The following is a 24,079-nucleotide window of genomic DNA, read 5'->3' as shown; positions in this document are numbered from 1 at the left end:
CCCGGGACGTGATCGCTTCAAGGGCGGCTGTTCGGCCATTCGCCACTGCGCTACCACCCGGTCCAGAGCAGGTGGTTGACCAGCAGGGCGACGACGGCCTGTGCGGTCAGCCAGCCGCGGCGGGCGTCCGGGGGAAGCAGCGCGGCGGCGGGCAGGAGCCAGAGGACGAACGGTTGCCAGATGCGTTCCGTCTCCGCCTTGCTCATCCCGGACAGATCCGCGACGAGGAGAGCGAGGAGCGCGGCCAGGGTGAGCAGGATCAGCCGTTGCCGGGCGGAGGTGGTGCCGGTGCGCAGGGCGCGTACGGACCCCGGAGCGCCGCCCGCGGCCCGGCGGAGGCCGGCGACCGTGGCGAGACCGGCGGAGACCGTGGTGGCCGCGAGATTCGCCCAGACCCAGTAGGAGTACGGACGGATCCCGCCCGCCCCCTGGTAGTACCGCTCGACCAGCAGTCGGTACCCCTCCCACCAGTTGAAGCCCCCCAGGGTGAACGCGACGGGGACCACGAGCGCTCCGAGAAGGAAGAGGGGCACGGGGCGGGCCGTGCGGGTCAGGAGGAGGACGGTGAGGAGCAGGAGCGCGATGAGCGTCAGACCGTACGAGAGGTAGCAGGTCAGGCCGTAGAGCAGCCCGGAACCGAGGGCGGCGGCCGCGGCGGCCGGGCGGGGGCTGTGGGGCCGTCGCGTCGCGGCCAGGGCGAGGAGCGCGACCGACCATGCGGCGACCGCGGCGAAGTAGCCGTCCGCCGAGGCCCCCGTCCAGACCGCCATCGGCGCGAGGACCAGGAACGGCGCGGCGCCCCGCGCCAGGCGTTCGTCGGCCAGGGCGCGCACCGCGATCAGCGCCGCGACCACCGCCGAGCCGCCGAGCACGATGCACCAGACACCGGCCCATCCGCCGCCGCCCAGTCCGATCCGGTCCAGCAGGACGAAGGTGAGTGTCGCGCCCGGCGGATGACCGGCGACATGCGCGGGCCAGTTGTCCGGACGGCCGATCAGGATGTGACCGGTGAAGCCGTGCAGGGCCGTCCCGATGTCGCCGAACCGGCCGATGACCTGGAGATATTCGTGCTTCGTGGTGAGCCGGTCGGCGATGCCCCGGCCCCAGCCGTCGATCATCGCCAGCGAGAGGATCCAGGCCAGGGAGGTGCCCCACGCGGTGGCGAGCAGGCCCCGCCAGGGCAGCCGGCCGGCGAGGCCCGGCCCGTACGCGACGACGGCCGCGGCGACGACGACGGCGGCCGGAGTGCCGGGGCCGGTGTGCGGATACCAGGACGCCAGCAGGGGCGGCCAGTGGGCGACCAGGGTTCCGTGGGCGTCCTGGATCGCGCGCCCGATCAGGACTGCCGCGGTGACGAGCAGGACACCCGCGGCGGCGGCGATCAGATCGCCGCGGCGGCCGGTGGTGCGCTGCTGCGGGGGGTGGTGGCCGGTGGTGCGTTCCTCGGTCTTCACGCAGGCACGCTATGCAGGGTGGGGCGGCTGCGGGCGGTGCCACCGGGCCACGTCACCGAACTGTCAGATCCGGCCCGGAGATCTTGGTCCGGTTGGCCGTCGCGGGGAGTGACGTCAGCGTTTCGTCAGGAGTCGTGCGGACCCGGGCCCGGCAGCCCGGGCATAGCTTCGGGGCATGGGCGACACACGTCACGGCAGAGCATCCCGCTTCCCGTTCCCGTCGTTCCCGGACCGGTCACGGGTCCGGGAACGGCTGCCTTCCGCGCCCGGATTCTGGCGCAGCCCGGTGCGCGGTGTCCGGTTCACGGCAGTGCTCGGGCTCGTCCTCCTCGTCGGGCTGACGCTGGTGTTCGTGACAGGTCTGCTGTCGTACGCCGCGTACAACCCGGATCTCGCCGCGGTCAACGACAAGACGCCGGACAAGGGGCTGCTGGGGTTCTACCTCTTCGCCTGGCCCACCGGACCGCACTGGCTGTACCGGCTGGACCAGGGAGTGCATGTCACGGGCGGCATCGTGCTCGTACCGGTGCTGCTGGCGAAGCTGTGGTCGGTGATCCCGAAACTCTTCGCGCTGCCACCGGCCCGGTCGGTGGGGCACGCGCTGGAACGGGTCTCGTTGCTGCTGTTCGTCGGCGGGGCGCTGTTCGAGTTCATCACGGGGCTGCTCAACATCCAGGTGGAGTACGTGTTTCCGGGGTCGTTCTATCCGTTGCACTTCTACGGCGCGTGGGTGTTCTTCGCCGGGTTCGTCGCCCATGTCGGGCTGAAGCTCCCACGGGCCGTACGGGTGCTGCGCAGCGGGGAACTGCGTGGTGAGGTGGACGAGTTGGCAGCCCCCGCCCCCGACGCGCCCACCATCTCCCGGCGCGGTGCGTTCGCCATGGTGGGCGCCGGATCGCTGCTTCTGCTGGTCACCTCGGTGGGCCGGAGTTTCGACGCGCTGCGGAGCACCGCTCTCCTCACCCCGCGCGGGGTCGCCGACCCCGGATCGGGACCCAACGGGTTCCAGATCAACAAGACGGCCGCGTCCGTCCGGGTCACCCCGGCCGACACGGGGGAACGGTGGCGGCTGACCGTCCAAGGCGCTGCCGGGGAACTCACGTTCACCCGGGAGCAGCTGCTGGCCATGGACCAGTTCAGCGCGGCGCTGCCGATCGCGTGCGTGGAGGGCTGGTCGACCTCGGACCAGTGGTGGCGCGGGGTGCGGTTGCGGGACCTGGCGGCGCTCGCGGGGTATCCGGACCGGCCGCCGGGGGTGCTGGTCGAGTCGGTGCAGCGCAGCGGACCGTTCCGCAAGGCGGCACTGCGGGACAACCAGGTGCGTGACCCGAGCTCGCTGCTGGCGCTGGAGGTCAACGGCGAGACGCTGTCGCCGGATCACGGGTTCCCGGCACGGATCATCGTGCCGGCGGCGCCCGGTGTGCTGAACACCAAATGGGTGACCCGGCTGACGTTCGGAGAGCTGCGATGAGACGGAGCGATGAGCGGGCGAAGCGGACGAGGCCGACCGGGCCGGGTGCGGTCCTCAGGCGTTGGTACGGGGAAGGGCCGCTGCACCTCGTCCTGCTGGCCGCCACGTTCGCGCTCGCGGGCTATGCGGGGGTGCGGCTGCTGGAGGGGGACACGTTCGCCGTGGCGGTGTGGTTCGTCGGGGCTGCGCTGCTGCACGATCTGGTGCTGCTGCCGGTGTACGCGACGGCGGACCGGGCCGTACGCATGGCGCTCGGGCCGCGCACCGGCCTGGTCAACTTCGTCCGCGTACCGGCCTTCCTGTCCGGGCTGCTCCTGCTGATGTGGTTCCCGCTGATCACCCGGCAGGCGAAGCACTACGAGCCGGCGAGCGGGCTGTCCCCCGACGTCTTCCTCGGGAATTGGCTGCTGATCACGGCTGCGCTGTTCGCGGTGTCGGCGCTCTGGCTCACGGTCCGGACCCTCCGGTCGCGGCGCAGGGCGACGAAGGGGCGGCCGTCCGCCACCCACTGATCGACCGGGTGCCAGCCGTTCGGCTGCGCGTACCGGAGCAGGGCAGGGGTGCCGATCCGGGCCCACGGGAAGTGCCCGTCCCCGGCATCGGTACGGTCCGGCCCGCCGGCCCCGTCCGGTACCTGGCGGCCGTCGTACAACCGGACCTGGACCCGCTCGTCGATGTCCGGCGACACGGTCTCCGCGATGAGCAGACCGCCGGGGGCGAGCAGCTCCGCGGTGCGCAGCAGGAGGCCGTGCGGGTCGCCGCCGATGCCGATGTTGCCGTCGATGAGCAGGACGGTGCCCCAGCGGCCCTCGCCGGGCAGCGGGTCGAAGACGGAACGGCGCAGCGCCGAGCCGCCGATCCGCAGCGTGTGGTCGACGGCCGTCTCGCTGACGTCGATGCCGAGCGCACGGTGGCCGCGGGCGGCCAGTTCCGCGACGAGGCGGCCGGGCCCGCAGCCGATGTCGAGGACCGGCCCTTCGCAGCGGCGCAGCGCGGACAGGTCGGCGGGGTCGGCGCCTCCGCACCAGCGCTCGACGTCCAGGGGCAGCAGCCAGCCGTCCGTGCGGCGGAGGAAGAGCGGACCGTGGCCGTTGCGCAGCGCGTTGGCGTACGGGTCGGTGCTCCACGGGACCATGTCCGGATGCGTGGTGCCGGGGTGGTCGGTGTCCGGGTGCCGGGTGTCCGGGGGCACGGGAGTCAGCACCGAGTGGTTCGGAACGGTCCCCCTCATCGGGTCGCCGCCCCGGTCAGCCGGGCGAGGGTCGCGGCGAACTGCCCGTGCGGTGCGGCGGCTGCGACGTGCGCGGCGTCCGCTGCCGTGTCCACGTCGCGCAGCGGCGGCAGATCGCGCACGGTCAGCCCCGCGTCGACGAGCCGGCGCCGCTGGACGGCGCCGGTCTCCGGGGCGGACATGGGCACGCCGCGCACCAGGTCCGGGTCGGGTGCGGCCAGGCCCAGCGCCCAGAAGCCGCCGTCGTCGGCGGGCCCGAACCAGGCGTCGCACCCGTCCCAGGCGTCCGGGGAGAGCGCGGGCGTCAGATGGGCGGCGGTGATCTGAGGGGTGTCCATGCCGATGAGGAGCGCCGGTCCGGCACAGCCGCCGAACGCCGCCGCGAGCCGCTCGTCGAGGCGGCCGGTGGACTGCGCGACGACTTCGATGCCGGACGGCAGCCACGGACCGGGCTGTCCGTCGAGCACGAGGACGCGCCGCCGGACCGGCAGGGAGAGCGCCGTGCGCAGCGTGTCTCTGAGCGCGGCCTCGGCGAGCTGCGCGGCTTCGGCAGGGGTGAAGGGCGGGGTCAGCCGCGTCTTGACGAGGCCGGGCAGCGGTTCCTTGGCGATCACGAGGAGGGTGGTGGGGCCGGTCGCCACGCCGCGGCGGGCGCGCGCCACGCTCATCGGGACGCCCCCGGGCGTACCGCCCGCGCCGAGGTCCGTTCCGGCGGCTCGCGCAGGACGGCGCGCATGTCGCGTACCGCCTGCCAGGTTCCCCGCCAGGTGCCGGTCACCTTGGATCTGCCGGTGCGCGGGAGATAGGGGACGTCCGTCTCCGTGACCCGCAGCCCGGCGTCCGACGCGCGCACCACCATCTGCAGCGGGTAGCCGCTGCGCCGGTCGGTGAGGTCCAGTGCCAGCAGGTCCGCCCGGCGCCCGGCCCGCATCGGACCGAGGTCGTGCAGGCGCAGGCCCGTCCGGCGGCGCAGCATGCGGGCGAGCGCCAGGTTCCCGGCGCGGGCGTGCAGGGGCCAGGCGCCGCGGCCCTCGGGGCGCCGGCGGCCCAGCAGCAGATCCGTTTCCCCGTCGGCGATCCGGCGTACGAAGCCGGGCAGCAGCCCCGGGTCGAGGGAACCGTCGCAGTCGCAGAAGCAGACGAACTCCGCCCCGGCGGCGAGCAGACCGGCATGGCACGCGGCGCCGAAGCCGCGCCGCGGCTCGTGCACGACGGTCGCGCCGAGGGAGCGGGCGAGGTCCGCCGACCCGTCGGTGGAGCCGTTGTCGACGACGATGGCGCGCCAGCCGTACGGGATGCCGGCCAGTACCCGGGGCAGCGCCGCGACCTCGTTCAGACAGGGCAGCACCACATCGGCGCGCGGGGACTGAGTGCGGAAGGAGTCGGTCACCTTGCTCACCCTACGGAGCGGAAACCGGCATTTCGGGCTTCCGGTTCTTACGAAAGCCGGACGTCGGCCCTTCGGCGGACCGCCGACCGGCTCTCCCGGCAACCGGGATGCCAGAGTGGCTGTATGGAGAACATCCCGGACGCCCCGGGTTCCGGCACCGCCCCCGGCGTTCCGCGCGGCCATGTCCTCGTCGTGGACGACGATCCGACGGTCGCCGAGGTGGTCGTCGGCTATCTGGACCGGGCGGGCTACGACGTCCGGCGGGCCGGCGACGGTCCCGCGGCGCTGGAGTGCTTCACGGCGCGCCGGCCGGACCTGGTCGTCCTCGACCTGATGCTGCCCGGCATGGACGGCTTCGAGGTCTGCCGCAGGATGCGGGCGCACGGCCGTGTGCCGGTCATCATGCTGACGGCGCGCGGGGACGAGGACGACCGCATCCTGGGCCTGGAGACGGGCGCGGACGACTACGTCACCAAGCCGTTCAGCCCGCGCGAGCTCGTGCTGCGCGTCGACGCGGTGCTGCGCCGGGGCCGGGCAGCGGCGCCCGGCGCGGACGCCGCCCGGGCCCCGCTGGAGTGCGCCGGACTCCGTCTCGATCCCGCGGCCCGCCGCGCGGTGCGGGACGGCCGGGAGCTCGCCCTCACCCTCCGGGAGTTCGACCTCCTGGCCTTCTTCCTGCGCCACCCCGGCCGGGTGTTCACCCGGGAGGAACTGATGCGGGAGGTCTGGGGGTGGGACTTCGGGGACCTGTCGACGGTGACGGTCCATGTGCGGCGGCTGCGCGGCAAGGTCGAGACGGATCCGGCCCGTCCGCAGCTGATCCAGACGGTGTGGGGGCTGGGCTACCGCCTGGACCCGGCCCCCGTCCCGGCCCGCCCGGGCGGCACGGAAGCCGCCCCGCCGGGCGCCCCGACCACCGAGGCGGACCCCTCATGACCGACCTGCTCCTCATCGCGCTCTTCGCGTTCCTGGGCGCCGCGGCGGCCGGGCTTCTCGGCGCACTGGTCCTGCGCGTCTTCCGGCACCGTTCGCTCGTCGTGTCGCTGGCCGTCGTCGCCGCCGTCGCCGTGACCGCGATGCTCGCCGGGACCCTCGCGGTCGCCTGGGCGATGTTCCTGTCGGCGCACGATCTGACCGTCGTCACGACCGTCGTCGCCATGGCCGCCGTGGTGTCCCTCGCCACCGCGATGCTGCTGGGCCGCTGGGTCGCGGCCAGGAGCCGGGACCTGGCGCTCGCGGCCCGTTCGTTCGGCGACGGCGGCACGTTCGCCGCCCCCGAGGAGCAGGCGACCGCCGAACTCTCCCACCTGGCAAAGGAACTGGCGGCCACCAGCGCCAAGCTGGACAGCTCCCGGGAGCGCGAACGCGCACTGGAGACGTCGCGCCGTGAGCTCGTCGCATGGATCTCGCACGATCTGCGGACCCCGCTCGCCGGGCTGCGGGCCATGTCGGAGGCGTTGGAGGACGGCATGGCCGCCGACTCCGGCCGCTACCTGCGGCAGATACGGACCGAGGTGGAACGCATGAACGACATGGTCGGCGACCTCTTCGAACTCTCCCGGATCCACGCCGGATCGCTCACCCTGACCCCCACCCGCATCTCCGTGTACGACCTGGTCGGTGACGCCCTTGCGGGCGCGGACCCGCTGGCGCGCGAGCACGGGGTGCGGCTGGTCGGCGACCGTATCGACGCCGTGCCGGTGGAGGTCGACAGCAAGGAGATGAGCCGGGTCCTGGGCAACCTCTTGATCAACGCGATCCGCCGTACCCCGGCCGACGGCACGGTCGCGGTGGCCGCTCACCGCGCCGACGGCGGGGTGGTGCTCTCGGTGACGGACGGCTGCGGTGGCATCCCCGAGGAGGACCTGCCGAGAGTCTTCGACACGGGCTGGCGCGGCAGCCACGCCCGTACGCCACCCGCCGGTGCGGGACTCGGGCTGGCGATCGTCCGCGGCATCGTGGAGGCGCACGAGGGCCGGGCGGAGGTCCGCAACGTCACGGGCGGCTGCTGCTTCGAGGTCACCCTCCCGGCGGCCGCTCAGGCATGAGCGGGCCGTCCTCGACCGCCCGCCGGGCCCGACCTCAGCTCCGCCCCCGCGAACTCCTTCATCCCCTCCGCGAACCCCACCTCCGGCCGCCAGCCCAGCTCGTCGCGCAGACGGCGCGAGTCCGCCGTCACATGGCGTACGTCCCCGAGCCGGTACCCACCGGTGATCTCCGGTGCCGGGCCGCCGTGCGCGCAGGCCAGTGCCGTGGCCATCTCGCCGATGGTGTGCGGTTCGCCGCTGCCCGTGTTGTACGCGGTGAAGCTGCCGGCTGCCCGTTCCCGCACGGCCTCCAGCGCCATTGCGTTGGCGGCCGCCACGTCGCGTACGTGGACGAAGTCCCGCCGCTGGCAGCCGTCCTCGAAGACCTGCGGTGCCTCGCCCCTGGCCAGCGACGAGCGGAAGAAGGACGCGACACCCGCGTACGGGGTGTCGCGCGGCATCCCCGGCCCGTACACGTTGTGGTACCGCAGGGCCGTCGCCCGGCCGCCCGTCGCCCGCGCCCACGCGGCGGCGAGATGTTCCTGGGCGAGCTTCGTCGCCGCGTACACATTGCGCGGGTCGGCCGGGGCGTCCTCGGCGACCAGGCCCGGGGTCAACTCGGCCCCGCAACGCGGGCAGCGCGGTTCGAACCGGCCCGCCGCCAGATCGTCCACGGCTCGCGGCCCGGGCCGGACCTGCCCGTGCCGGGGACAGTCGTACCGCCCTTCGCCGTACACGACCATCGACCCGGCGAGCACCAGATCGCCCACCCCGGCGCGGGCCGTCTCCGCCAGCAGGACCGCCGTCCCCAGGTCGTTGCAGCCGACGTACTCAGGGGCGTCCGCGAAGTCCTTGCCCAGGCCGACCATCGCGGCCTGGTGGCACACCGCGTCGACGCCCCGCAGCGCATCGGCCACGGCGTCCCGGTCCCGTACATCGGCGACGATCATTCCTTCCCGGCCGCTGCGGGCACCCCCACCGTGCGCCGACTCCAGCAGCGCGTCGAACACGACCACTTCATGGCCGCGCGCGACCAGCGCCTCGGCGATGTGTCCCCCGATGAACCCGGCTCCGCCGGTGAGCAGTACGCGCATGACGCCACGTTAGGTCCCCGGGCGCGCTCCGCTGCGGCGCCGTACGGGCACGTCACCGGAGCGTAAGAATCAGGATCACCGGATCGCGCGCGGTCAGGGCGTGACGACGGGGAAGTCCGGGTCGGCGGTGTCCAGGACCGAGACCAGGGTCCGGAGCGCGCCGATGTCCCCGGTGTACTCGATGGTGTCGAGCCCCTTCCCGGCCAGCAGGTCCGGCAGTTGCGGCCGGGTCAGGGTGAACGTCACGTCGGCGGGGGTGCCTTCGAAGCCGGGGGCGCCTTCGAAGCCGACGGCGGCGTCCGCCGGATCCATCCTCGTCGGCACGAGGACGCCGTTGCGCAGGCTGGTGCGGAACTGCTCGTCCAGATCGGTGAAGTGCCAGTCCAGAGTGGCCCGGTGGTCCCATGCCTCGGGGCCGTTGATGCGGATGGCGAGCGCATCGAAGATCTGCTCGACGCTCAGTGTGTCGGGCATGCTTCCGGTGGAGGGGGCGGCCCCGGTGACGCCCTGGCGCAGTTCGAGGGCGCCCATGAGGTAGCAGTTGCGCCAGATCGCGTTCTCGGCCCCGTGGGCGAGCAGCTCGAAGGTCCGGGCGAGCAGTTCCTTGGCCCCGGTGTGGTCGGGCTGCGCGAAGACCGCGTGCTTGAGCAGTTGGGCGGCGAACCGCAGATCGCCGTCGGAGACGTACTCCCCGGCGCGGGCGACCACCGCGTCGACGCCACCCATGCAGTCGACGTACCGGCGGGCGGACTCGGTCGGCGGGTGCTCCCACAGCGAGGAGGGGTGGCCGTCGTACCAGCCCAGGTAGCGCTGGTAGATCGCCTTCACGTTGTGGCTGACGGAACCGTAGTAGCCGCGGGCGTGCCAGGGGCGGGCGAGGCCGGGCGGCAGTTCGATCACCTCGGCGATCTCGGCGGCGGTGCGGCCCTGGTTGGCCAGGCGCAGGGTCTGGTCGTGCAGATAGGCGTACAGGTCGCACTGCGCGGACAGGAATGCGGTGAGCCGCTCCGTGCCCCAGGTGGGCCAGTGGTGGGAGGCGAAGAGGACGTCGCTCTCGGAGCCGAAGAGCTGGACGGCCTCGTCGAGGCAGCGGGACCAGGTCCGGGCGTCGCGGACCACGGCGCCGCGCAGCGACAGGATGTTGTGCAGGGTGTGGGTGGCGTTCTCGGCCATGCAAAGGGCGCGGTGTTCGGGGAGATGGAAGTTCATCTCCGAGGGTGCCTCGGTGCCGGGCGTCAGCTGGAAGTGGAACACCACGCCGTCGACCGTCTCGACCTGCCCGGTGCCGGTGATCTCGATGGTGGCCGGGAGGAGGCCGGGAGTTCCGGTGGAGGTGGTGAAGCCGAGGCCCGTCCCGACCAGACCGGTGGGGCCGCGGTCGAGGTTCCTGCCCGAGCAGTAGGCGCCGCGCCGCCGCACGGCCGTACCGGCGTACAGGTTCTCCGTGCCCGAGTGCTCCATGAAGCCCTGCGGGGCGAGGATCGGTACGCCGTCGGCCTGCTCGGCCCGGCCGATGACGCCGTGGATGCCCCCGAAGTGGTCGACGTGCGAATGGGTGAAGAGCACGCCGGTGACCGGGCGGTCGCCACGCTGCTCGCGGTAGAGCGCGAGGCCGGCCGCGGCGGTCTCGGCGGAGGCGAGCGGGTCGACGACGATCACACCGGTGTCGCCCTCGACGAGGGTCATGTTCGACATGTCGAAGCCGCGGACCTGGTAGATGCCGTCGGTCACCCGGTACAGGCCGGCGCGGGCGCACAGCTGGGACTGCCGCCACAGGCTCGGGTTGACGGTGTCCGGGCAGTCCCCCTCCAGGAAAGCGGTGCCGGCGAAGTCCCACACCATGCGTCCGTCGTCGGTGGTGATGGTCGTGGACGAGGGGCCGGCCACGAAGCCCCGGTCGGCGTTCTCGAAATCGGTGCGATCCGCGAAGTCCGGCGTGACCGGAGCGGCAGGTGTGCCCGATGCGGCGGCTGTGGTCATGCTGATCTCCTGGGGCCGATGGCGATACCAGCCGCCGAGCTGGGCATCTGACCGATGGCGTCGCCCACGAATCCCTCCCGGGGCACGTGAAGCGCCGTCCCGGCCCCGTACCGCAGGACGCTTCAGTCCGTAAAAGTCCGTCGGTACACGACTATTTGGGCATGCCTGACGTTACGCAACCGGGGATGCGCCGGGAGAAGCACCGGTGGCCGGACGGCCGTCAGACGAGCAGGAACGCACCCGCCGTCGCCGCGCCCAGCGACGCTCCCGCCACCACCTGTGCGACGGTGTGGTAGCCGAGCGCCACCCGTGACCAGCACACGGCGGCCGTCATCGCGTACGCCAGGAGCCACCACGGGGAGTGGACGGCGGCGAGCAGCGCGACGACCGCCGAGGCGACCGACGCGTCCACCGAGATCTTCCACACGGTGTTGACGGCCAGCAGGACGACCGTCATCGCCCACAGCGCCAGCATCGCCACCAGGATCCCGGTCGGCGCGTGCCCGAGGACCATGACGACCGAGCCGGCACCGATCGAGCCCAGGATGACGAAGAAGATCGGCGCACGCTTCGTACGGTCGACGACATGCCGGTCGCCCCAGGTGCCGCGCCCTCGCTCCCACTCGATGTAGCCGGCCGGGACGAGCCCCGCGCACAGGGCCCCGAGCAGGCCCCACAGCAGACCGGTGCAGTGGCCCGCGGCGGCCAGCCCGATGGCGAGCATGCCGACCAGCAGGACGTTGCGGGGCTGGAGCACGTCCGTGACCCTGCGGGCGGCCGACGCCTCGGCGCCGACGGTGGAGTCGAGGGTCGGGTCGACGGTGGACGTCACGCTGTCTTCTCCCGGTCGGTGAGGGACGCCAGGACGCGTCGGGCCCGGTCGTCGGTGATCGTTCGGTACGCGGCCGCCACCTGTACCAGCCACGCCACTTCGCCGTCCTGGTCGGTGGCGTGCTGCGTGCCGACCGCCCCGGCCGGCCCCGCGGGGGCGCCGGCGTTCCTGGCCGTCAGGGCAGCCTTGATCCAGTAGGCGTCGGCGAGCGGTCCGGACTTCGCGGGGTCCGGCGTGTCGGCGGCGGCCGCGGCCTCGGCGGCCGGCAGCAGGGCGTCCGGTACGTAGTGACGCAGCTTCTCGACCGCGTCCGCGATGTCGGCGGTCCACCGGTCGATCCGCAGATCGGCGGGGGTGTCGAACCGGGTCAGTTCGCGGCGCAGCGAACGCGGCGGCTCGAACGGCTGGTCGGGAAACGCGGTCATCAGCTCGTACCACAGGGCGTGCAGCCGGCTCTGGGCCCGCCACAGCTTCACCCGGCGCCCGCCCTTGCTGAAGGCGGGGATGGACGCGCCCACCGCGAAGAACGCGAACAGCACGAGCTGCGCGGCCTCGGTGACCTCGTCGAACTCCAGGGCGAAGGCCGGGCTCGGCCGGTCGATGACACTGACCCACAGGAACAGCGTGCGGCTGACGGTGTAGCCGACCCCGATGAACATCGCGAACGTCATCATGCCGAGCCCGACCCGCAGATGACGCAGCCGGGCGCCGGCGGTGGCCAGCGTCCACTGGTACGCGCAGACAGCGGACGCGGCACCCAGGTAGAGGTAGAACACGGTCATGTACAGCGTGGCGCCCCACTGGCCTGCGTGGTCGGAGACGAAACGGTCCGACGGCACGGAACGGTCGACGACGGTGAAGAAGAGCACCGTCAGCAGGACCAGCGTGGCGACGGACGCCTTCGCCGCCACCTGCTGGATCGTCCGGGCGAACCGTACGTGCCGCGGGATGTCACCGGCGTCGGGGTACTGGCCGTAGATGGCGACGATGTAGCTGAGGATCGCCAGGATCGCGACGGTCGCGGTGTAGTGCTTGATCAGGACCGAAAGGTCGGTGACCGGGCTGTCGTTGAGGCCGATCCGGACGACCCGGGTCTTGGTCCACAGGGCGGCGGCGAATCCGGCGTAGCAGCCCCACAGGGCCCGGCGACGCTTGTCCTCCTCGTCGCCCCACAGGGCGGCCGGCATGCGCCACACGGCGACGGCCGTCATCAGGGCGGCTATGAGATAGCCGGCGAGGTCGAGCGGGGTCACGGCGGAATTCCTCTGGGTGGGGGACAGCTGGAGGGTGGGGCGGGGAGAGCCGGAGGGTCAGGGCCGGCGGAACAGGCCGCGGCGACGGCGGTGCGCGACGGGGCGGGAGAGCGAGTTGGCGAGGCGCCCCATCATGTCGTCGCTCGTCACGTCCCTGGCCATACGGGGGATGAGCGAGGCACCGAACTCGGCGACCCGCTCGTCATGGGTGTCGTACTGGGCGCGCGCCTGCACCGTGCCGTCGCCCGCCCGCAGCGCGTCCGCGACACCGGAGTCGAGGACCCGGGAGATCAGGGACGTGTCGAAGACGGGCAGCAGCCGCTGGAGCTGCTCCGCGTCGAGCGAGGTGCCGTGGTCGAACCACTCGTGGCACAGCTCGTGCAGGATGACGTGCTGTGTCTGGTACGCGGTCGGGCGCCGCCGGTAGAGCACGAAGCTGATCCGGCCGGAGGCCAGGCGCAGCCCGCAGGCGGCGTTGACCCGCGCCAGCCGGTCGGGCATTTCATGCAGCACGATGGTGCGCCCGCGGGCCGCCTCCATGTTCGTCACCAGGCCGGCGACGGAGAACGGGGCGGGGATGGGAAGGTCGGCCAGTCCGGCCTCGCACTCTTTCCGCAGCGCACGCAGAGACATGAGATCTACTGCTCCGACCGGCCGTCGGCTGCGTCGCCCCGGCGGTCCTTCGCGTCCTCCAGGAGCGAGAGCGCGAACTGCAGGAGCTCCGGCGGAAGACCGTCGTCGTCGAGGCCACGGCCGGCCAGCCCGCTGATCTCCCCGGTACGCCGCTTCGCGAGGAACCGCAGCCCCGCGACGACATCGTCGACGACCTCGGACTCCTCCTTGAAGAAGCGCCAGTCGACGCCGAAGCCCAGCCCGAGGGCCTTGAGGATCTCCTCGGACGGCTGGGTGACCTTCCCGGCGAGGATGTTCGAGAAGTAGCTGTGCGACAGCGAGCCGCCGCGCTCCTTGACCAGGTCCGCGAAGACCCGCCCGGAGATCTTCTGGCCGGGGAAGGTCTCCTCCACCATGTACTCGACCTTCTGCTGCAGCGTCCGCAGCTCCGGCGCGTGTTCTTCGCCGTTGTCCATCGGGGCCCCCACGTCCACGTCCGCCGTACGCGCGTCCGTCCGAGCGGAACATCCTGCTCCGGTGCCAGGAGCGGGCTTGCGCAAACACTCTACGTCACTGTTAACTCGAAAAAACATGGGCAAGGGACCACGAGGGGAGTCCCTTGCCCATGAAGTCGTCGTGCGTCCGCGCGGGCCCGCAACGAGTCGTAGCCCTTCACGACGGGGGATGCGTGAAGGGCTACCCCGTCATTATGGCCGCCGGCCGGACCGTCATCAACTGACCGGCCGGTCAGTGTGTCCCGACCGGGTGTGCGGACAGGCGCACGGGGATGCGTGCGCCCCGGGGTGCACGGCGGTCCTCGCGCCCCGGGGTGCGCCCTCTCCGGCAGGCAGATAATTTCACCTGGCAGGCCCGGGAAATCTGTCGCGGCTATGCTAGAGATGATGGCCCGCACCATGAGAGTTTCTTTTTCGGTCAACGAAATCAGAGACGCTTCCGATGTCTCTCGCCGCGGGCCCGGAAGAGGTGCAAATGCCCGCAGAGACCCCTCCGCATGCCGCCGGTCGACTCGATGACGACGACTACCCCGCCTACACCATGGGGCGCGCCGCGGAGATGATCGGCGCCACGCCGGGCTTCCTCCGGGCGATCGGTGACGCCCGCCTGATCACGCCCCTGCGGTCCGAGGGCGGCCACCGTCGCTACTCCCGCTATCAGTTGCGGATCGCGGCCCGTGCCCGTGAGCTCGTCGACGGCGGTACGCCGATCGAGGCGGCCTGTCGCATCGTCATCCTGGAGGACCAGCTGGAGGAGGCGCTGCGCCTCAACGCGGAGCTGCGCCGGCCCACGGCGGGTTCGGCCGGTGGGGCGGGTGCGGGGTCCTGAGACCTGTCCACGGGGCAGAATATCTGTTGCCGCAAGCGCAGAATTTTATGCAATGTGCGATGAGGGTTTATGACACACTGGACGGAGTGTAATTACTTGCCGCGCCCGGACGGCTCCACCGTGCTAGTGTGGATGTCAGTTGCAGTTGTGGTTCCCAAAACTCCAAGTGCTCTCGCCGACGTAATGTGCCGGTGAGCGCGCTTTTGTATTTCCGGCATTCTTATTCCGGACGGGGTAATCATCGCGGCGACGCGGGTTCCGCACAGTGTGGATCCCCGGGCACTGCCCCAGAAGGAGATAAAACATGGCTACTGGCACCGTTAAGTGGTTCAACGCGGAAAAGGGCTTCGGCTTCATCGAGCAGGATGGTGGCGGCGCTGACGTCTTCGCCCACTACTCGAACATCGCCGCGAGCGGCTTCCGTGAGCTGCAGGAGGGCCAGAAGGTGAACTTCGACGTCACGCAGGGCCAGAAGGGCCCGCAGGCGGAGAACATCACCCCCGCGTGATCCTGCGAATGCTCCGGCGCTGACGCGCTGACACGCACTTGCGCAGCTGGGGCCCGCACCTTGGGGTGCGGGCCCCAGCTCGTTGCTTTTTCCGGGCCCGCCACCGTGCGCCGCCCCCCAGTCCCTGTGACGGACACGGTTCATCCGTGTCGGACACGGCTCATTCTTCGCAGCCGGGCTTCGTCCACGCATTTCATCGGCCCGTTCTTGCGATTCCTGCGCCGCTCCGCCGCAGTGAATTCCTCGATACGCGCCATATCGAGGAAGGGTTCTGCATGAACCGCACAGCTCGCACGAACGACCGATACTCCCGCAGCGGCGGCTTCCGCTCCCAGGCCGGCAGCGGCCAGGGTGGCCAGAGCCGCTACGGCGCCCCGGGCCGCTCCGCCTCCGGTTCGCGTTCCGGTTCCGGTGGCTACGGCCGTCGGCCCGCCGCCAAGCAGGGCGAGTTCGCCCTGCCGAAGACCATCACCCCCGCGCTGCCCGCCGCCGAGGCGTTCGCCGATCTGGACCTGCCCGCGCCCCTGCTGGCGGCGCTCGCCACCGAGGGCGTGACCACGCCGTTCCCGATCCAGGCGGCCACACTGCCCAACTCGCTCGCCGGGCGCGACGTCCTCGGCCGCGGCCGCACCGGCTCGGGCAAGACACTCGCCTTCGGCCTCGCCCTGCTGGCCCGTACCGCGGGCCGGCGCGCCGAGCCCCGCTCCCCGCTGGCCCTGGTCCTCGTCCCCACCCGGGAGCTGGCCCAGCAGGTCACCGACGCGCTCACCCCGTACGCCAAGTCGCTGAGGCTGCGCCTGGCGACCGTCGTCGGCGGGATGTCGATCGGCCGGCAGGCCGGCGCGCTGCGCGGCGGCGCCGAAGTCGTCGTCGCCACACCCGGCCGGCTCAAGGACCTCATCGAGCGCGGCGACGCCCGCCTCGACCAGGTCACCATCACCGTCCTCGACGAGGCCGACCAGATGGCCGACATGGGCTTCATGCCGCAGGTCACCGAGCTGCTCGACCAGGTGGCGCTCGAGGGCCAGCGGATGCTGTTCTCGGCCACCCTGGACCGTAACGTCGACCTGCTGGTCCGCCGTTATCTGCACGACCCGGTGGTCCACTCCGTCGACCCGGCGGCCGGTGCGGTCACGACGATGGAGCACCACGTGCTGTACGTCCACGGCGCCGACAAGTACGCCACCACGACGGAGATCGCGGCGCGCGACGGCCGGGTGATCATGTTCCTGGACACCAAGCACGCCGTGGACAAGCTCACCGACCACCTCCTCAACAGCGGTGTACGGGCTGCCGCGCTGCACGGCGGCAAGTCGCAGCCGCAGCGCACCCGCACCCTGACCCGGTTCAAGACAGGGCACGTCACGGTGCTGGTCGCCACGAACGTCGCGGCCCGCGGCATCCACGTCGACAACCTCGACCTGGTCGTCAACGTCGACCCGCCGAGCGACCACAAGGACTACCTGCACCGCGGCGGCCGCACCGCCCGCGCCGGCGAGTCCGGCAGCGTCGTCACGCTGGTGCTGCCCAATCAGCGCCGTGAGATGACCCGCCTGATGGCCGACGCGGGGATCACCCCGAAGATCGCCCAGGTCCGCTCCGGCGAGGCCGAGCTGAACCGGATCACCGGGGCGCAGGCCCCGTCGGGTGTACCGGTCACCATCACGGCACCGGTGACGGAGCGTGCCAGGAGCGGCGCGTCGTCGTCCCGTGGCCGCCGCAGCCGCCCGGCGCAGGCGCGCCGCACGTCGTCCTCGTCGTCGCAGTCGTCCTCCTCGGCCCGCGGGGGGAGCGGCAGTTCGCCGCGCAGGTCCTCGGGCAACCGCGCGGCCTGAGTGACAGTCGGCCCACTGATCCCGTTCCTTCTCTTCAACCCCGTTGAGGCACTATGCGCTGCGTAATCGCCCGCTTCCCCTTCGACCTGTTCAAGAGCGAGGTCATGGATTCGATGAAGGGCATCAAGCCGGAGCCCGTCACAGGTGATTCGGTGGTCATCGGCCGCCGGGTCTATCCGGTCAAGCAGGTCGGCGAGGTGATCACCCGCCAGGACCGCCGCGACTTCACCTCCGGCGAGGTGACCCGCGCGCTGACCCGTCTCGGCTTCACCTGCCGTACCGCGGACGTGCCCGTCCCGGCGACCGCGCAGACGCCGCTCGAAGCGGCGTCGGCGATGCTCGGATCGGCGACGACCGTCTGACACCTGGGCGGGTGAGCGACACGAGGGCCGGGGGCCGGGACGCGCGTCCCGGCCCCCGGCCCTTTCGCGCGTGCGTACCGAACGGGCCTACGCCCACAGCGCATCGGCGACCGCGACCCCCGCGAACACCGCGCCCAGCCCCGCCACCACGCTCGCCACCACGTTGGCCGCCGCGTAGAGCTTCGCCCCGTCCTCCGCCAGCCGCAGCGTCTCGTAGCTGAACGTCGAGTACGTCGTCAGCGCCCCGCACAGCCCCGTACCCACGAACAGCTGCACCTGCGACGACGCCGCGCCGGCCGCCACCGCTCCGGTGAGCAGGCCCAGCACCAGGGAGCCGGCCACGTTGACCGTGAACGTCCCCCACGGGAAGACCGTGTCGTGCCCGGACTGGACCGCCCGGTCGGTCAGATAGCGCAGTGGTGCGCCGATCGCCGCGCCGACGATCACCAGCAGCCAGTTCACCGGCTCTCCTCCCGGCCGGGGTAGTGGATGACCTCGCAGGCGTCCAGGACGACCACGCCTTCCCCGATCACCTCGTCGACGAGCGGAAGGAACGCGCGGATCCGTTCCTCCGTGTCCACGATCACGACCGCCACCGGCAGGTCCTCGCTCAGCGACAGCAGCCGCTGGGTGTGGATCATCGACGAGGCGCCGAACCCTTCGATGCCCCGGAACACGCTCGCGCCCGCCAGCCCCGCCCGGTGTGCCCGGTGCACGATCTCCGAGTAGAGGGGCCGGTGGTGCCAGCCGTCGGACTCCCCGATGAGGACGGTCAGGCGCAGGCCCCGTTCGGTCGCCCTGGTCCCCTCGGTCACCTTGCTCTCCTCGGTCTCCTCGGTCTCGTGCGTCTTCTTGGACTTCCTCGTCATGGCTGCCTCCACGCCAGCACACGGCGCGTCAGCCACACCGCAGTCCACACCGCGGCCAGCGCCGCCAGCAGGGTCAGCCCGAGATACGCGACACCCGCACGGGCCCGTCCGGCGTCCGCGAGCCGCTCGATGTCCACCGCGTACGTGGAGAACGTGGTGAACCCGCCCAGCACCCCCGTACCGAAGAAGGGCCGCACCAGCCGGTGCACCGACCGGACCTCGCTGATGACCGCCATGAAGACGCCGATCACCGCACACCCGACGACATTCACCAGCAGCGTCGTCCAGGGGAAGCCGCCCGGCGGAGTCGTCCAGATCAGGGAAGCCCAGTAACGGGCGCACGCCCCGAGCGCACCGCCGAGGGCGACGACGGCGACGACGGGCCCCTGCCTGCCGGGCCACCGCCTGCCGGACCACCGTCGGCCAAACCGCTCCGCCCGCTGCTCGGGTACGGACATGGCAGCCTCGGCGTCGTCGGGTTCATCCGCCGCAGATCCCTGAGACCTTGTGGGTACGGGGGACACGTGGGGCTGCTGGGCTCCCATGGGCATGCGTCTCCTACCTGCTGAGTGCCCGTACGCGGGCACACTCCACCGCAAGTAGGGACCGTTGGCGGCACTGCTGCCGCGGTTCGGGTACGGCGGGCCCCACCGCCGCGCAGCAACCGTCAGTCACCATCACAGTCCCTGCTCGCACCAGAGTATCGCCCGCGTGTGCGCCCCGCCCGGCGCAGAGGTTCCGGACGGCCGGCTCGGCCGGGTCAGCACCTGCCCGGCCGTGCGTACAGCGTGACCTGGCCACCTTTGGCCTGCACCCGGCGGCAGACGACGAATTCCTGCCGCAGGACGTCCCGCTTGACCGCCTCTTCGGGAAACGCGTCCTCCGGCTGCCCCGGAGGATCGGTGAGCGCCACGATCCGGTCGAACGCGCGCAGCCGGACCCGGATCCGGGCGGCCGAGAACTCGGTGCCTTCAAGGGTGTTGTCGGCCCTCGGTCCCCGCTGCAGGGCCAGATCGGTCAGGCCCCGGAAATCGTCCGGGTGGGAGAGGGCCCATTCCCGCCGTCGAGACGGCATGAAGAGCACGCCGGCGTCGTCCGACGCCATGGTCCGCACCTGGGCGGCGATGGCGGTGACGTTGTCCTTGCGGCTGTCGGGGGTGCGCATCTGGAGCGTCACCGGGAGGAGCGCGGCGGCCACACCGGCCGCCGCGATGCCGAACACCACCGCCCGCGACCTGGACGCCGCCGGCCGGGCGGTCCGTCCCGCGGCGTCCCACAGCCGGTCCACGGCCACCCCTATGAGCAGGGCCAGGGCGAACTGGGAGTAGAGGACATAGCGGTCCAGGTACATCGGGTCGTGGAGAGAGGCGAGGAGGAGGGTGGCCGTGGGGACGATCAGCAGTGGGAGGGTCAGCCTGACCAGACGGAGCACGCCCGCCCGAGCCCTCGTACCCGTGGCCGGTTCCGCCGGCCTCGTCGCGTATCCGGCGCAGAGCACGCCGACGAGGGTGACGGCCGCGATGACGAGCCATTCGCCCGGATGCGGCCACCCGATCCAGGAGACCTGCCCCGACTGGTCCGTGGACCGGAGGGCGAGCGGGGCGACCGCGGCCACGGACAGCCCTGCGGCGACCGCCCAGGACCGAATCAGCGCACGGGGCAGCCGCGCGAGGTACAGCGTCAGGCCGTGGGCGGGCAGGGCGAGGACCGCGAATTCGTGGAGCCATCCGGCGGCGACGACGGTGAGTGCGTACGCGGTCCAGCGCCGGCGGGAGGAATTGTCGACGGCGCCGACGAGGAGATAGGTGGAGAGGGCGATGAGCGTGCACACCATTGCGTAGGAGCGGCCCTCCTGCGCGTACATCTGGACCATGGGCAGGAGAGCGAAGGCGAGACCGCCGATGAGTCCGGTACGGGGGCCCACGAGGCGGCTTCCGGTCGACGCCACCAGAAAGGCGGACACCGAAGTCGCGAGCACCGACGGGAGCCGGAGTGTCACAAGACTGTCGCCCCCCACGGCGAACAGCGCGTGCATGAAGAAGTAGTAGAGGCCGTGCACCGCATCGGCATTGCCGAGCAGATGCCAGATCTCGGAGAGGCTTCGATGGGCGACCTGGTACGTCACCGACTCGTCGCGCCACATGGAGTTTTCGCGACGGATCCCCCAGAGACCCATCAGCAGTGCCAGCAGCGCGGGCAATAAGCCGGCCCGGTATCGGGACAGTGGCGCGGAGTCCCGTTGCGAACCCGGTTCGTGGCGTCTCTCGGGACGGCGCGTCGCGCGCAGAGCGGCCGGAGTCTGCGGAAGGTTGATGGCGCACTCCGATTCGGCGGCGAAAGGGTGCAACGGACCCGGGTCTGCGCTCCCGTCAGCGTACCCAGAACCCGGGAAGTCCGGGAAGATTCAGTCCCGTTCCCGCACGGTGCGTGCGGAATCGAGATGGCCCTTTTCATCGATCCGGGCCCTTGAAATAAGTGGCGTGCTCGCGTATCGACTTCTGCCGGGCCCGTAGCGCCTCGGCGACAGCGGCTGTCTTGCGGATCGGGCGGCCGGTGCGATGCGCGCAGCTGCCCGGACGAACTCGCGGAGGCGCCGTTCCCGACTGCTAGGCTCGCGCGGATCAAGAGCGTGAATCACCGGCAAACGCCTGAGAACGCAAGGGAATGGTCGTGGAGAAGACTTCCCCGAAGGTCGTGGTGGTCGTCCCCACCTACAACGAGCGGACGAACCTGCCCGTCCTCGTCGATCTGCTCACGGATCTGCACGTACCGAACCTGCATATTCTCGTGGTCGACGACAATTCGCCCGACGGTACGGGCGAGGTCGCGGACCGGCTCGCGGCCGAGACGTCGGGCGTCGTCGGCGTTCTGCACCGAACGGAGAAGAACGGGCTGGGCCGCGCGTATGTCGCCGGTATGACGCGCGCGCTCGAAGAAGAAGCGGACGTCGTCATTCAGATGGACGCCGACCTCTCCCACCCGGCCTCGGTGGTCCCGCTCATGGTCGAGAAACTCTTCGCCGACGATGCCGCAGTCGTGATCGGCTCCCGCTATGTGGCGGGCGGTTCGCTCGCGACCGAGTGGCCTTGGCACCGCAAGGCGCTCTCCGCCTGGGCGAATTTCTACGTCAACGCGATTCTGCGGTTGCACGTGAAGGATGCAACGGCCGGTTTCAAGGCATGGCGTGCGGACGCCCTGAACGCGATCGATCTGCCGTCCATCCGCAGCAACGGGTATTCCTTCCAGGTGGAGATGAACTACCGGACGGTCAGGCGCGGACTGAGAATCGTCGAGGTGCCGATCAGATTCGAGGAGCGGGTCAACGGCGAATCGAAGCTCGGGCTGCGCGTACAGATCGAGTCGGCGATCGCGCCGTGGAAGCTGCTGTTCGGCAGGAAGAACGGCTGACCTCCGGTTCGTTCTCCGGGCGGCCGCATGCCGAGCAAGTCCCTCTGCCCTGAACACCGGTGGGCACCGGACCGTCCCGCGCCCGTGGCCCGGCACGACGCTCGGGTGACCGCCCCGAGGGCCTCGGGGGCTATCCCCACCGGAGGCCGTGACGCCTGCCGGATGGGAAAGAGGATCCCGCTCAACAAGCCTTGTCCCATGACCACTTACAGCAATCGGGCCCTGCTTCTCGTGCTCTCCGCAGCCGCCGTCGCCACGTCCCTGACGGCCGCCACCGCCCCGACGGCCCAGGCCGCACCGGCGAAGTGCCGACGGGACCCTACTTCGCCACGAACTGGGTGAGGATCGCCTGCACCTCGTAGATGTCGACGCCCTTGGTGAAGGTCTTCTGGATCGGCAACGAGGTGCCCGAGACCCAGATCTTGAGCTCCGCGTCGAGGTCGAACGTGCCGGCGGTCTCCACAGCGAAATGCGTGATGCTCCGGTACGGCACGGAGTGGTACTCCACCTTCTTGCCGGTGATCCCCTGCTTGTCGACGAGGAGGAGACGCCGGTCGGTGAAGAGGATGGTGTCGCGTATCAGCAGGTACGCGGCGTGCACCTGCTCGCCCTGGCCCAGCAGCCGCGCGAAGTCCTGCTGCGCCGTCGCCGTATCGATGGTGTGCGCGTTCCCGAACAGTGCCATGTCGGCCCCCATGTACTTGAAGTTGCATGTTTTTCGCACTGTATACGGGTCTGTACGACGGCACGCGTGAACCGATGGAGCGGCCTCTGGGCGGGCTCCACCCGGCCCCGTAGGGATCAGGACCAGGGTGGCTCTATGCCTTCAACAGGGAGAGGACTTCCTCGTCGGAGGTCTGGGAGAAGTCCCGGTACCACTCGCCGACGGCCGAGAACAGAACCGGCGTGGAGAGGCAGACGACCTCGTCCACCTGCGTACGCAGCCAGGCCACCGTGTCCGCGGGAGCCACCGGAACGGCCAGCACCACGCGGGCCGCGCCCTGTGCCCGTACGACCTGACAGGCCGCCGAGGCCGTGGCACCGGTCGCGATCCCGTCGTCGATCACGATCGCGGTACGGCCCTCGAGCGGCAGCCGGGGCCGGTCGTGACGGAACTGTTCGGCCTGCCGTACGAGTGCCGCCTGCTCGGCGCGCTCGACAGTGGCGATGTCCGCGGGATTCAGCCCTCCGCGTCGGACGACGTCGTCGTTGATCACCCGCACACCACCCTCCCCGATGGCACCGAAGGCCAGCTCACGGTGGTACGGGACACCGAGCTTGCGGACCACGATCACGTCGAGGGGGGCGCCGAGGGCCGTGGCAACCGCTGCGGCCACGGGAACCCCGCCGCGCGGCAGACCCAGCACCACGGGTTTCTCCCCCGCCAGATGCCTGAGCGCTTCGGCGAGGCGCTGCCCCGCATCCGTGCGATCGGTGAACAACACAGTGGTTCACCCCCGACCCAGGGGAGACAGTGACCACGTACGTACCTACTTCGAAGCAACCCCATGTGCGGCGGTCCCGCAAGTCGGCGACATTCGACTGTATGGAACGAATCGGAGTGTCCGGAGCGGCCCTGATCGACATCGACGGCGTGCTCACCGTGGACTGGCAGCCGCTGCCCGGCGCTGTGGCGGCCATGGAGCGGCTGCGTGCCGCCGGACTCCCGCTCGCCCTGGTCACCAACACCACGTCCCGCACCCGCGCCCGCATCGCCGCGAAACTGGCCGGGGCGGGCTTCCCCATCGGCGAGGACGACATCCTCACCGCACCGTCGGTCACCGCCGCGTATCTGCGCGAGCACTATCCCGGCGCCCGGTGCGCGCTGCTCAACAGCGGCGATGTCCGCGAAGACCTGGCGGGCGTGACACTCGTCGACGTGGGGGAGGGCGCCCGGGGGGACGTGGACGTGGTCGTCGTGGGAGGCGCGGGCGACGCGTTCAGCTACGCGGCCCTCAATGCGGCCTTCCGCCACCTCCAGCGCGGCGCCAGGCTGATCGCGATGCACCGGAACCTGTACTGGCGCACGTCGGAAGGGTTCGATCTCGACACCGAGGCGTTCCTCCCGGGGCTGGAACGGGCCGCCCGGGTCGAGGCGGAAGTCACCGGCAAGCCCGCCGAGGCGTTCTACGCCACCGCGCTGGCCCACCTCGGCGCCGTCGCGTCCGAGACGCTGATGGTGGGCGACGACATCGAGACCGACGTACTGGCGGCGCAGCGCTTCGGCATCACCGGCGTACTGGTCAGGACCGGCAAGTACCTGCCCGAGACACACAGGTCCGCCACCGGCACCCCGGACCACGTCCTGGACTCCTTCGCGGACCTGCCCGCGCTGCTGGAGGCGTGAGCCGACGCCCCCTCGCGACCATACGGGCGCATCCGGCGCCCCGTTCCGCGACCGTCCGGGGG

Annotated in this window: 24 protein-coding genes and 1 pseudogene; 9 read left to right on the top strand and 16 right to left on the bottom strand. The window is 71.4% G+C overall.

Annotation, left to right across the window (positions count from 1 at the left end):
- Nucleotides 1–50: 50 nt before the first annotated feature.
- On the bottom strand, nucleotides 51–1,454 hold the full coding sequence (locus tag OHA03_RS13115) for a hypothetical protein (RefSeq protein ID WP_267003868.1): 1,404 nt from the start codon (nucleotides 1,452–1,454) through the stop codon (nucleotides 51–53).
- 175 nt (nucleotides 1,455–1,629) lie between these two features.
- Here OHA03_RS13115 and OHA03_RS13110 point away from each other — a divergent pair, with 175 nt between their 5' ends.
- Nucleotides 1,630–2,925 (top strand): molybdopterin-dependent oxidoreductase, encoded by a 1,296-nt coding sequence (locus tag OHA03_RS13110; RefSeq protein WP_267003867.1) that lies wholly within the window; start codon nucleotides 1,630–1,632, stop codon nucleotides 2,923–2,925.
- 355 nt (nucleotides 2,926–3,280) lie between these two features.
- On the opposite strand, the gene OHA03_RS47825 is transcribed toward OHA03_RS13110, so the two are convergent.
- From OHA03_RS47825 to OHA03_RS13090, 3 genes are all read right to left on the bottom strand, one after another.
- On the bottom strand, nucleotides 3,281–4,060 hold the full coding sequence (locus OHA03_RS47825) for a methyltransferase domain-containing protein (protein ID WP_323181329.1): 780 nt from the start codon (nucleotides 4,058–4,060) through the stop codon (nucleotides 3,281–3,283).
- A gap of 92 nt (nucleotides 4,061–4,152) precedes the next feature.
- Nucleotides 4,153–4,824 (bottom strand): DUF2064 domain-containing protein, encoded by a 672-nt coding sequence (locus OHA03_RS13095; RefSeq protein ID WP_267003864.1) that lies wholly within the window; start codon nucleotides 4,822–4,824, stop codon nucleotides 4,153–4,155.
- A complete protein-coding gene (locus OHA03_RS13090; RefSeq protein WP_267003862.1) occupies nucleotides 4,821–5,555 on the bottom strand; it encodes a glycosyltransferase family 2 protein in 735 nt (244 codons plus the stop codon). Before OHA03_RS13090 ends, OHA03_RS13095 begins: the two co-directional genes overlap by 4 nt.
- A gap of 114 nt (nucleotides 5,556–5,669) precedes the next feature.
- Between OHA03_RS13090 and OHA03_RS13085 the strand changes: the two genes are divergently transcribed.
- Nucleotides 5,670–6,482 (top strand): response regulator transcription factor, encoded by an 813-nt coding sequence (locus tag OHA03_RS13085; protein WP_267003860.1) that lies wholly within the window; start codon nucleotides 5,670–5,672, stop codon nucleotides 6,480–6,482.
- Nucleotides 6,479–7,594 (top strand): sensor histidine kinase KdpD, encoded by a 1,116-nt coding sequence (locus OHA03_RS13080; RefSeq protein ID WP_267003858.1) that lies wholly within the window; start codon nucleotides 6,479–6,481, stop codon nucleotides 7,592–7,594. The genes OHA03_RS13085 and OHA03_RS13080 overlap by 4 nt, the downstream gene beginning before the upstream one ends.
- On the opposite strand, the gene OHA03_RS13075 is transcribed toward OHA03_RS13080, so the two are convergent.
- The 6 genes from OHA03_RS13075 to OHA03_RS13050 form a co-directional block, all read right to left on the bottom strand.
- Nucleotides 7,585–8,667 carry an NAD(P)-dependent oxidoreductase gene (locus OHA03_RS13075; RefSeq protein ID WP_267003855.1) on the bottom strand — a complete coding sequence of 361 codons (1,083 nt, stop codon included), beginning with the start codon at nucleotides 8,665–8,667 and terminating at the stop codon, nucleotides 7,585–7,587. The two genes, OHA03_RS13080 and OHA03_RS13075, sit on opposite strands and share 10 nt — an antisense overlap.
- Before the next feature lie 93 nt (nucleotides 8,668–8,760).
- Nucleotides 8,761–10,647, bottom strand: a complete 1,887-nt coding sequence (locus tag OHA03_RS13070) for an alkyl/aryl-sulfatase (RefSeq protein WP_267003853.1) — start codon at nucleotides 10,645–10,647, stop codon at nucleotides 8,761–8,763.
- 220 nt (nucleotides 10,648–10,867) lie between these two features.
- Nucleotides 10,868–11,479, bottom strand: coding sequence for a hypothetical protein (locus OHA03_RS13065; protein WP_267003851.1), 612 nt, complete (start codon nucleotides 11,477–11,479; stop codon nucleotides 10,868–10,870).
- Complete coding sequence (locus tag OHA03_RS13060) at nucleotides 11,476–12,732, bottom strand: MAB_1171c family putative transporter (protein ID WP_267003849.1); 1,257 nt, start codon at nucleotides 12,730–12,732, stop codon at nucleotides 11,476–11,478. The genes OHA03_RS13065 and OHA03_RS13060 overlap by 4 nt, the downstream gene beginning before the upstream one ends.
- A gap of 57 nt (nucleotides 12,733–12,789) precedes the next feature.
- On the bottom strand, nucleotides 12,790–13,365 hold the full coding sequence (locus OHA03_RS13055; protein WP_267003847.1) for a toxin: 576 nt from the start codon (nucleotides 13,363–13,365) through the stop codon (nucleotides 12,790–12,792).
- Between the two features lie 5 nt (nucleotides 13,366–13,370).
- Nucleotides 13,371–13,820: a hypothetical protein gene (locus OHA03_RS13050; protein WP_267003845.1), complete on the bottom strand. Its 450-nt coding sequence runs from the start codon at nucleotides 13,818–13,820 to the stop codon at nucleotides 13,371–13,373.
- Nucleotides 13,821–14,334: 514 nt separating this feature from the next.
- On the opposite strand from OHA03_RS13050, the gene OHA03_RS13045 reads away from it, so the two are divergent.
- From OHA03_RS13045 to OHA03_RS13030, 4 genes are all read left to right on the top strand, one after another.
- Nucleotides 14,335–14,688 (top strand): MerR family transcriptional regulator, encoded by a 354-nt coding sequence (locus tag OHA03_RS13045; protein WP_267003843.1) that lies wholly within the window; start codon nucleotides 14,335–14,337, stop codon nucleotides 14,686–14,688.
- Between the two features lie 304 nt (nucleotides 14,689–14,992).
- Complete coding sequence (locus OHA03_RS13040) at nucleotides 14,993–15,196, top strand: cold-shock protein (protein ID WP_015609674.1); 204 nt, start codon at nucleotides 14,993–14,995, stop codon at nucleotides 15,194–15,196.
- Between the two features lie 275 nt (nucleotides 15,197–15,471).
- Nucleotides 15,472–17,031: a DEAD/DEAH box helicase gene (locus tag OHA03_RS13035; protein ID WP_267003841.1), complete on the top strand. Its 1,560-nt coding sequence runs from the start codon at nucleotides 15,472–15,474 to the stop codon at nucleotides 17,029–17,031.
- Nucleotides 17,032–17,084: 53 nt separating this feature from the next.
- The gene (locus OHA03_RS13030; RefSeq protein ID WP_267003839.1) at nucleotides 17,085–17,393 is read left to right on the top strand and encodes an SCO5918 family protein; all 309 of its coding nucleotides are present in this window, start codon (nucleotides 17,085–17,087) and stop codon (nucleotides 17,391–17,393) included.
- A gap of 87 nt (nucleotides 17,394–17,480) precedes the next feature.
- Here OHA03_RS13030 and crcB (OHA03_RS13025) read toward each other — a convergent pair whose 3' ends face one another.
- The 4 genes from crcB (OHA03_RS13025) to OHA03_RS13010 all read right to left on the bottom strand — a co-directional run bounded on the left by crcB (OHA03_RS13025) (nucleotide 17,481) and on the right by OHA03_RS13010 (nucleotide 20,609).
- Nucleotides 17,481–17,855, bottom strand: a complete 375-nt coding sequence (gene crcB, locus OHA03_RS13025; RefSeq protein WP_267003837.1) for a fluoride efflux transporter CrcB — start codon at nucleotides 17,853–17,855, stop codon at nucleotides 17,481–17,483.
- A complete protein-coding gene (locus OHA03_RS13020; protein WP_267003835.1) occupies nucleotides 17,852–18,262 on the bottom strand; it encodes a DUF190 domain-containing protein in 411 nt (136 codons plus the stop codon). The genes crcB (OHA03_RS13025) and OHA03_RS13020 overlap by 4 nt, the downstream gene beginning before the upstream one ends.
- Nucleotides 18,259–18,720 (bottom strand): fluoride efflux transporter CrcB, encoded by a 462-nt coding sequence (gene crcB, locus OHA03_RS13015; RefSeq protein WP_267008031.1) that lies wholly within the window; start codon nucleotides 18,718–18,720, stop codon nucleotides 18,259–18,261. The genes OHA03_RS13020 and crcB (OHA03_RS13015) overlap by 4 nt, the downstream gene beginning before the upstream one ends.
- A 302-nt stretch (nucleotides 18,721–19,022) precedes the next feature.
- Nucleotides 19,023–20,609 (bottom strand): glycosyltransferase family 39 protein, encoded by a 1,587-nt coding sequence (locus OHA03_RS13010; protein WP_267003833.1) that lies wholly within the window; start codon nucleotides 20,607–20,609, stop codon nucleotides 19,023–19,025.
- A gap of 323 nt (nucleotides 20,610–20,932) precedes the next feature.
- Between OHA03_RS13010 and OHA03_RS13005 the strand changes: the two genes are divergently transcribed.
- Nucleotides 20,933–21,670: a polyprenol monophosphomannose synthase gene (locus OHA03_RS13005; RefSeq protein WP_267003831.1), complete on the top strand. Its 738-nt coding sequence runs from the start codon at nucleotides 20,933–20,935 to the stop codon at nucleotides 21,668–21,670.
- 319 nt (nucleotides 21,671–21,989) lie between these two features.
- Here the strand turns inward: OHA03_RS13005 and OHA03_RS13000 are convergent, their stop codons facing one another.
- Nucleotides 21,990–22,355: a PH domain-containing protein gene (locus OHA03_RS13000; RefSeq protein WP_030931508.1), complete on the bottom strand. Its 366-nt coding sequence runs from the start codon at nucleotides 22,353–22,355 to the stop codon at nucleotides 21,990–21,992.
- 142 nt (nucleotides 22,356–22,497) lie between these two features.
- Nucleotides 22,498–23,115 (bottom strand): annotated as a pseudogene (locus OHA03_RS12995) (phosphoribosyltransferase); the annotation flags it as partial.
- Nucleotides 23,116–23,216: 101 nt separating this feature from the next.
- Between OHA03_RS12995 and OHA03_RS12990 the strand changes: the two are divergent.
- The gene (locus OHA03_RS12990; RefSeq protein WP_267003829.1) at nucleotides 23,217–24,017 is read left to right on the top strand and encodes an HAD-IIA family hydrolase; all 801 of its coding nucleotides are present in this window, start codon (nucleotides 23,217–23,219) and stop codon (nucleotides 24,015–24,017) included.
- The last annotated feature ends 62 nt before the right edge of the window (nucleotides 24,018–24,079 follow it).

Source organism: Streptomyces sp. NBC_00154 (assembly GCF_026342835.1).
Taxonomy (GTDB): domain Bacteria; phylum Actinomycetota; class Actinomycetes; order Streptomycetales; family Streptomycetaceae; genus Streptomyces.
The sequence above is the reverse complement of the archived record's forward strand: the minus strand, read 5'-3'. Positions and strand labels throughout refer to the sequence as shown.

Excerpts from the sequence above, each read along its gene's own strand:
- OHA03_RS13110 (WP_267003867.1), top strand. The coding sequence starts at position 1,630 with ATGGGCGACACACGTCACGGCAGAGCATCCCGCTTCCCGTTCCCGTCG.
- OHA03_RS47825 (WP_323181329.1), bottom strand. The coding sequence starts at position 4,060 with ATGGTCCCGTGGAGCACCGACCCGTACGCCAACGCGCTGCGCAACGGC.
- OHA03_RS13095 (WP_267003864.1), bottom strand. The coding sequence starts at position 4,824 with ATGAGCGTGGCGCGCGCCCGCCGCGGCGTGGCGACCGGCCCCACCACC.
- OHA03_RS13085 (WP_267003860.1), top strand. The coding sequence starts at position 5,670 with ATGGAGAACATCCCGGACGCCCCGGGTTCCGGCACCGCCCCCGGCGTT.
- OHA03_RS13080 (WP_267003858.1), top strand. The coding sequence starts at position 6,479 with ATGACCGACCTGCTCCTCATCGCGCTCTTCGCGTTCCTGGGCGCCGCG.
- OHA03_RS13075 (WP_267003855.1), bottom strand. The coding sequence starts at position 8,667 with ATGCGCGTACTGCTCACCGGCGGAGCCGGGTTCATCGGGGGACACATC.
- OHA03_RS13070 (WP_267003853.1), bottom strand. The coding sequence starts at position 10,647 with ATGACCACAGCCGCCGCATCGGGCACACCTGCCGCTCCGGTCACGCCG.
- OHA03_RS13055 (WP_267003847.1), bottom strand. The coding sequence starts at position 13,365 with ATGTCTCTGCGTGCGCTGCGGAAAGAGTGCGAGGCCGGACTGGCCGAC.
- OHA03_RS13050 (WP_267003845.1), bottom strand. The coding sequence starts at position 13,820 with ATGGACAACGGCGAAGAACACGCGCCGGAGCTGCGGACGCTGCAGCAG.
- OHA03_RS13045 (WP_267003843.1), top strand. The coding sequence starts at position 14,335 with ATGCCCGCAGAGACCCCTCCGCATGCCGCCGGTCGACTCGATGACGAC.
- OHA03_RS13040 (WP_015609674.1), top strand. The coding sequence starts at position 14,993 with ATGGCTACTGGCACCGTTAAGTGGTTCAACGCGGAAAAGGGCTTCGGC.
- OHA03_RS13035 (WP_267003841.1), top strand. The coding sequence starts at position 15,472 with ATGAACCGCACAGCTCGCACGAACGACCGATACTCCCGCAGCGGCGGC.
- OHA03_RS13030 (WP_267003839.1), top strand. The coding sequence starts at position 17,085 with ATGCGCTGCGTAATCGCCCGCTTCCCCTTCGACCTGTTCAAGAGCGAG.
- OHA03_RS13020 (WP_267003835.1), bottom strand. The coding sequence starts at position 18,262 with ATGACGAGGAAGTCCAAGAAGACGCACGAGACCGAGGAGACCGAGGAG.
- crcB (WP_267008031.1), bottom strand. The coding sequence starts at position 18,720 with ATGTCCGTACCCGAGCAGCGGGCGGAGCGGTTTGGCCGACGGTGGTCC.
- OHA03_RS13000 (WP_030931508.1), bottom strand. The coding sequence starts at position 22,355 with ATGGCACTGTTCGGGAACGCGCACACCATCGATACGGCGACGGCGCAG.
- OHA03_RS12990 (WP_267003829.1), top strand. The coding sequence starts at position 23,217 with ATGGAACGAATCGGAGTGTCCGGAGCGGCCCTGATCGACATCGACGGC.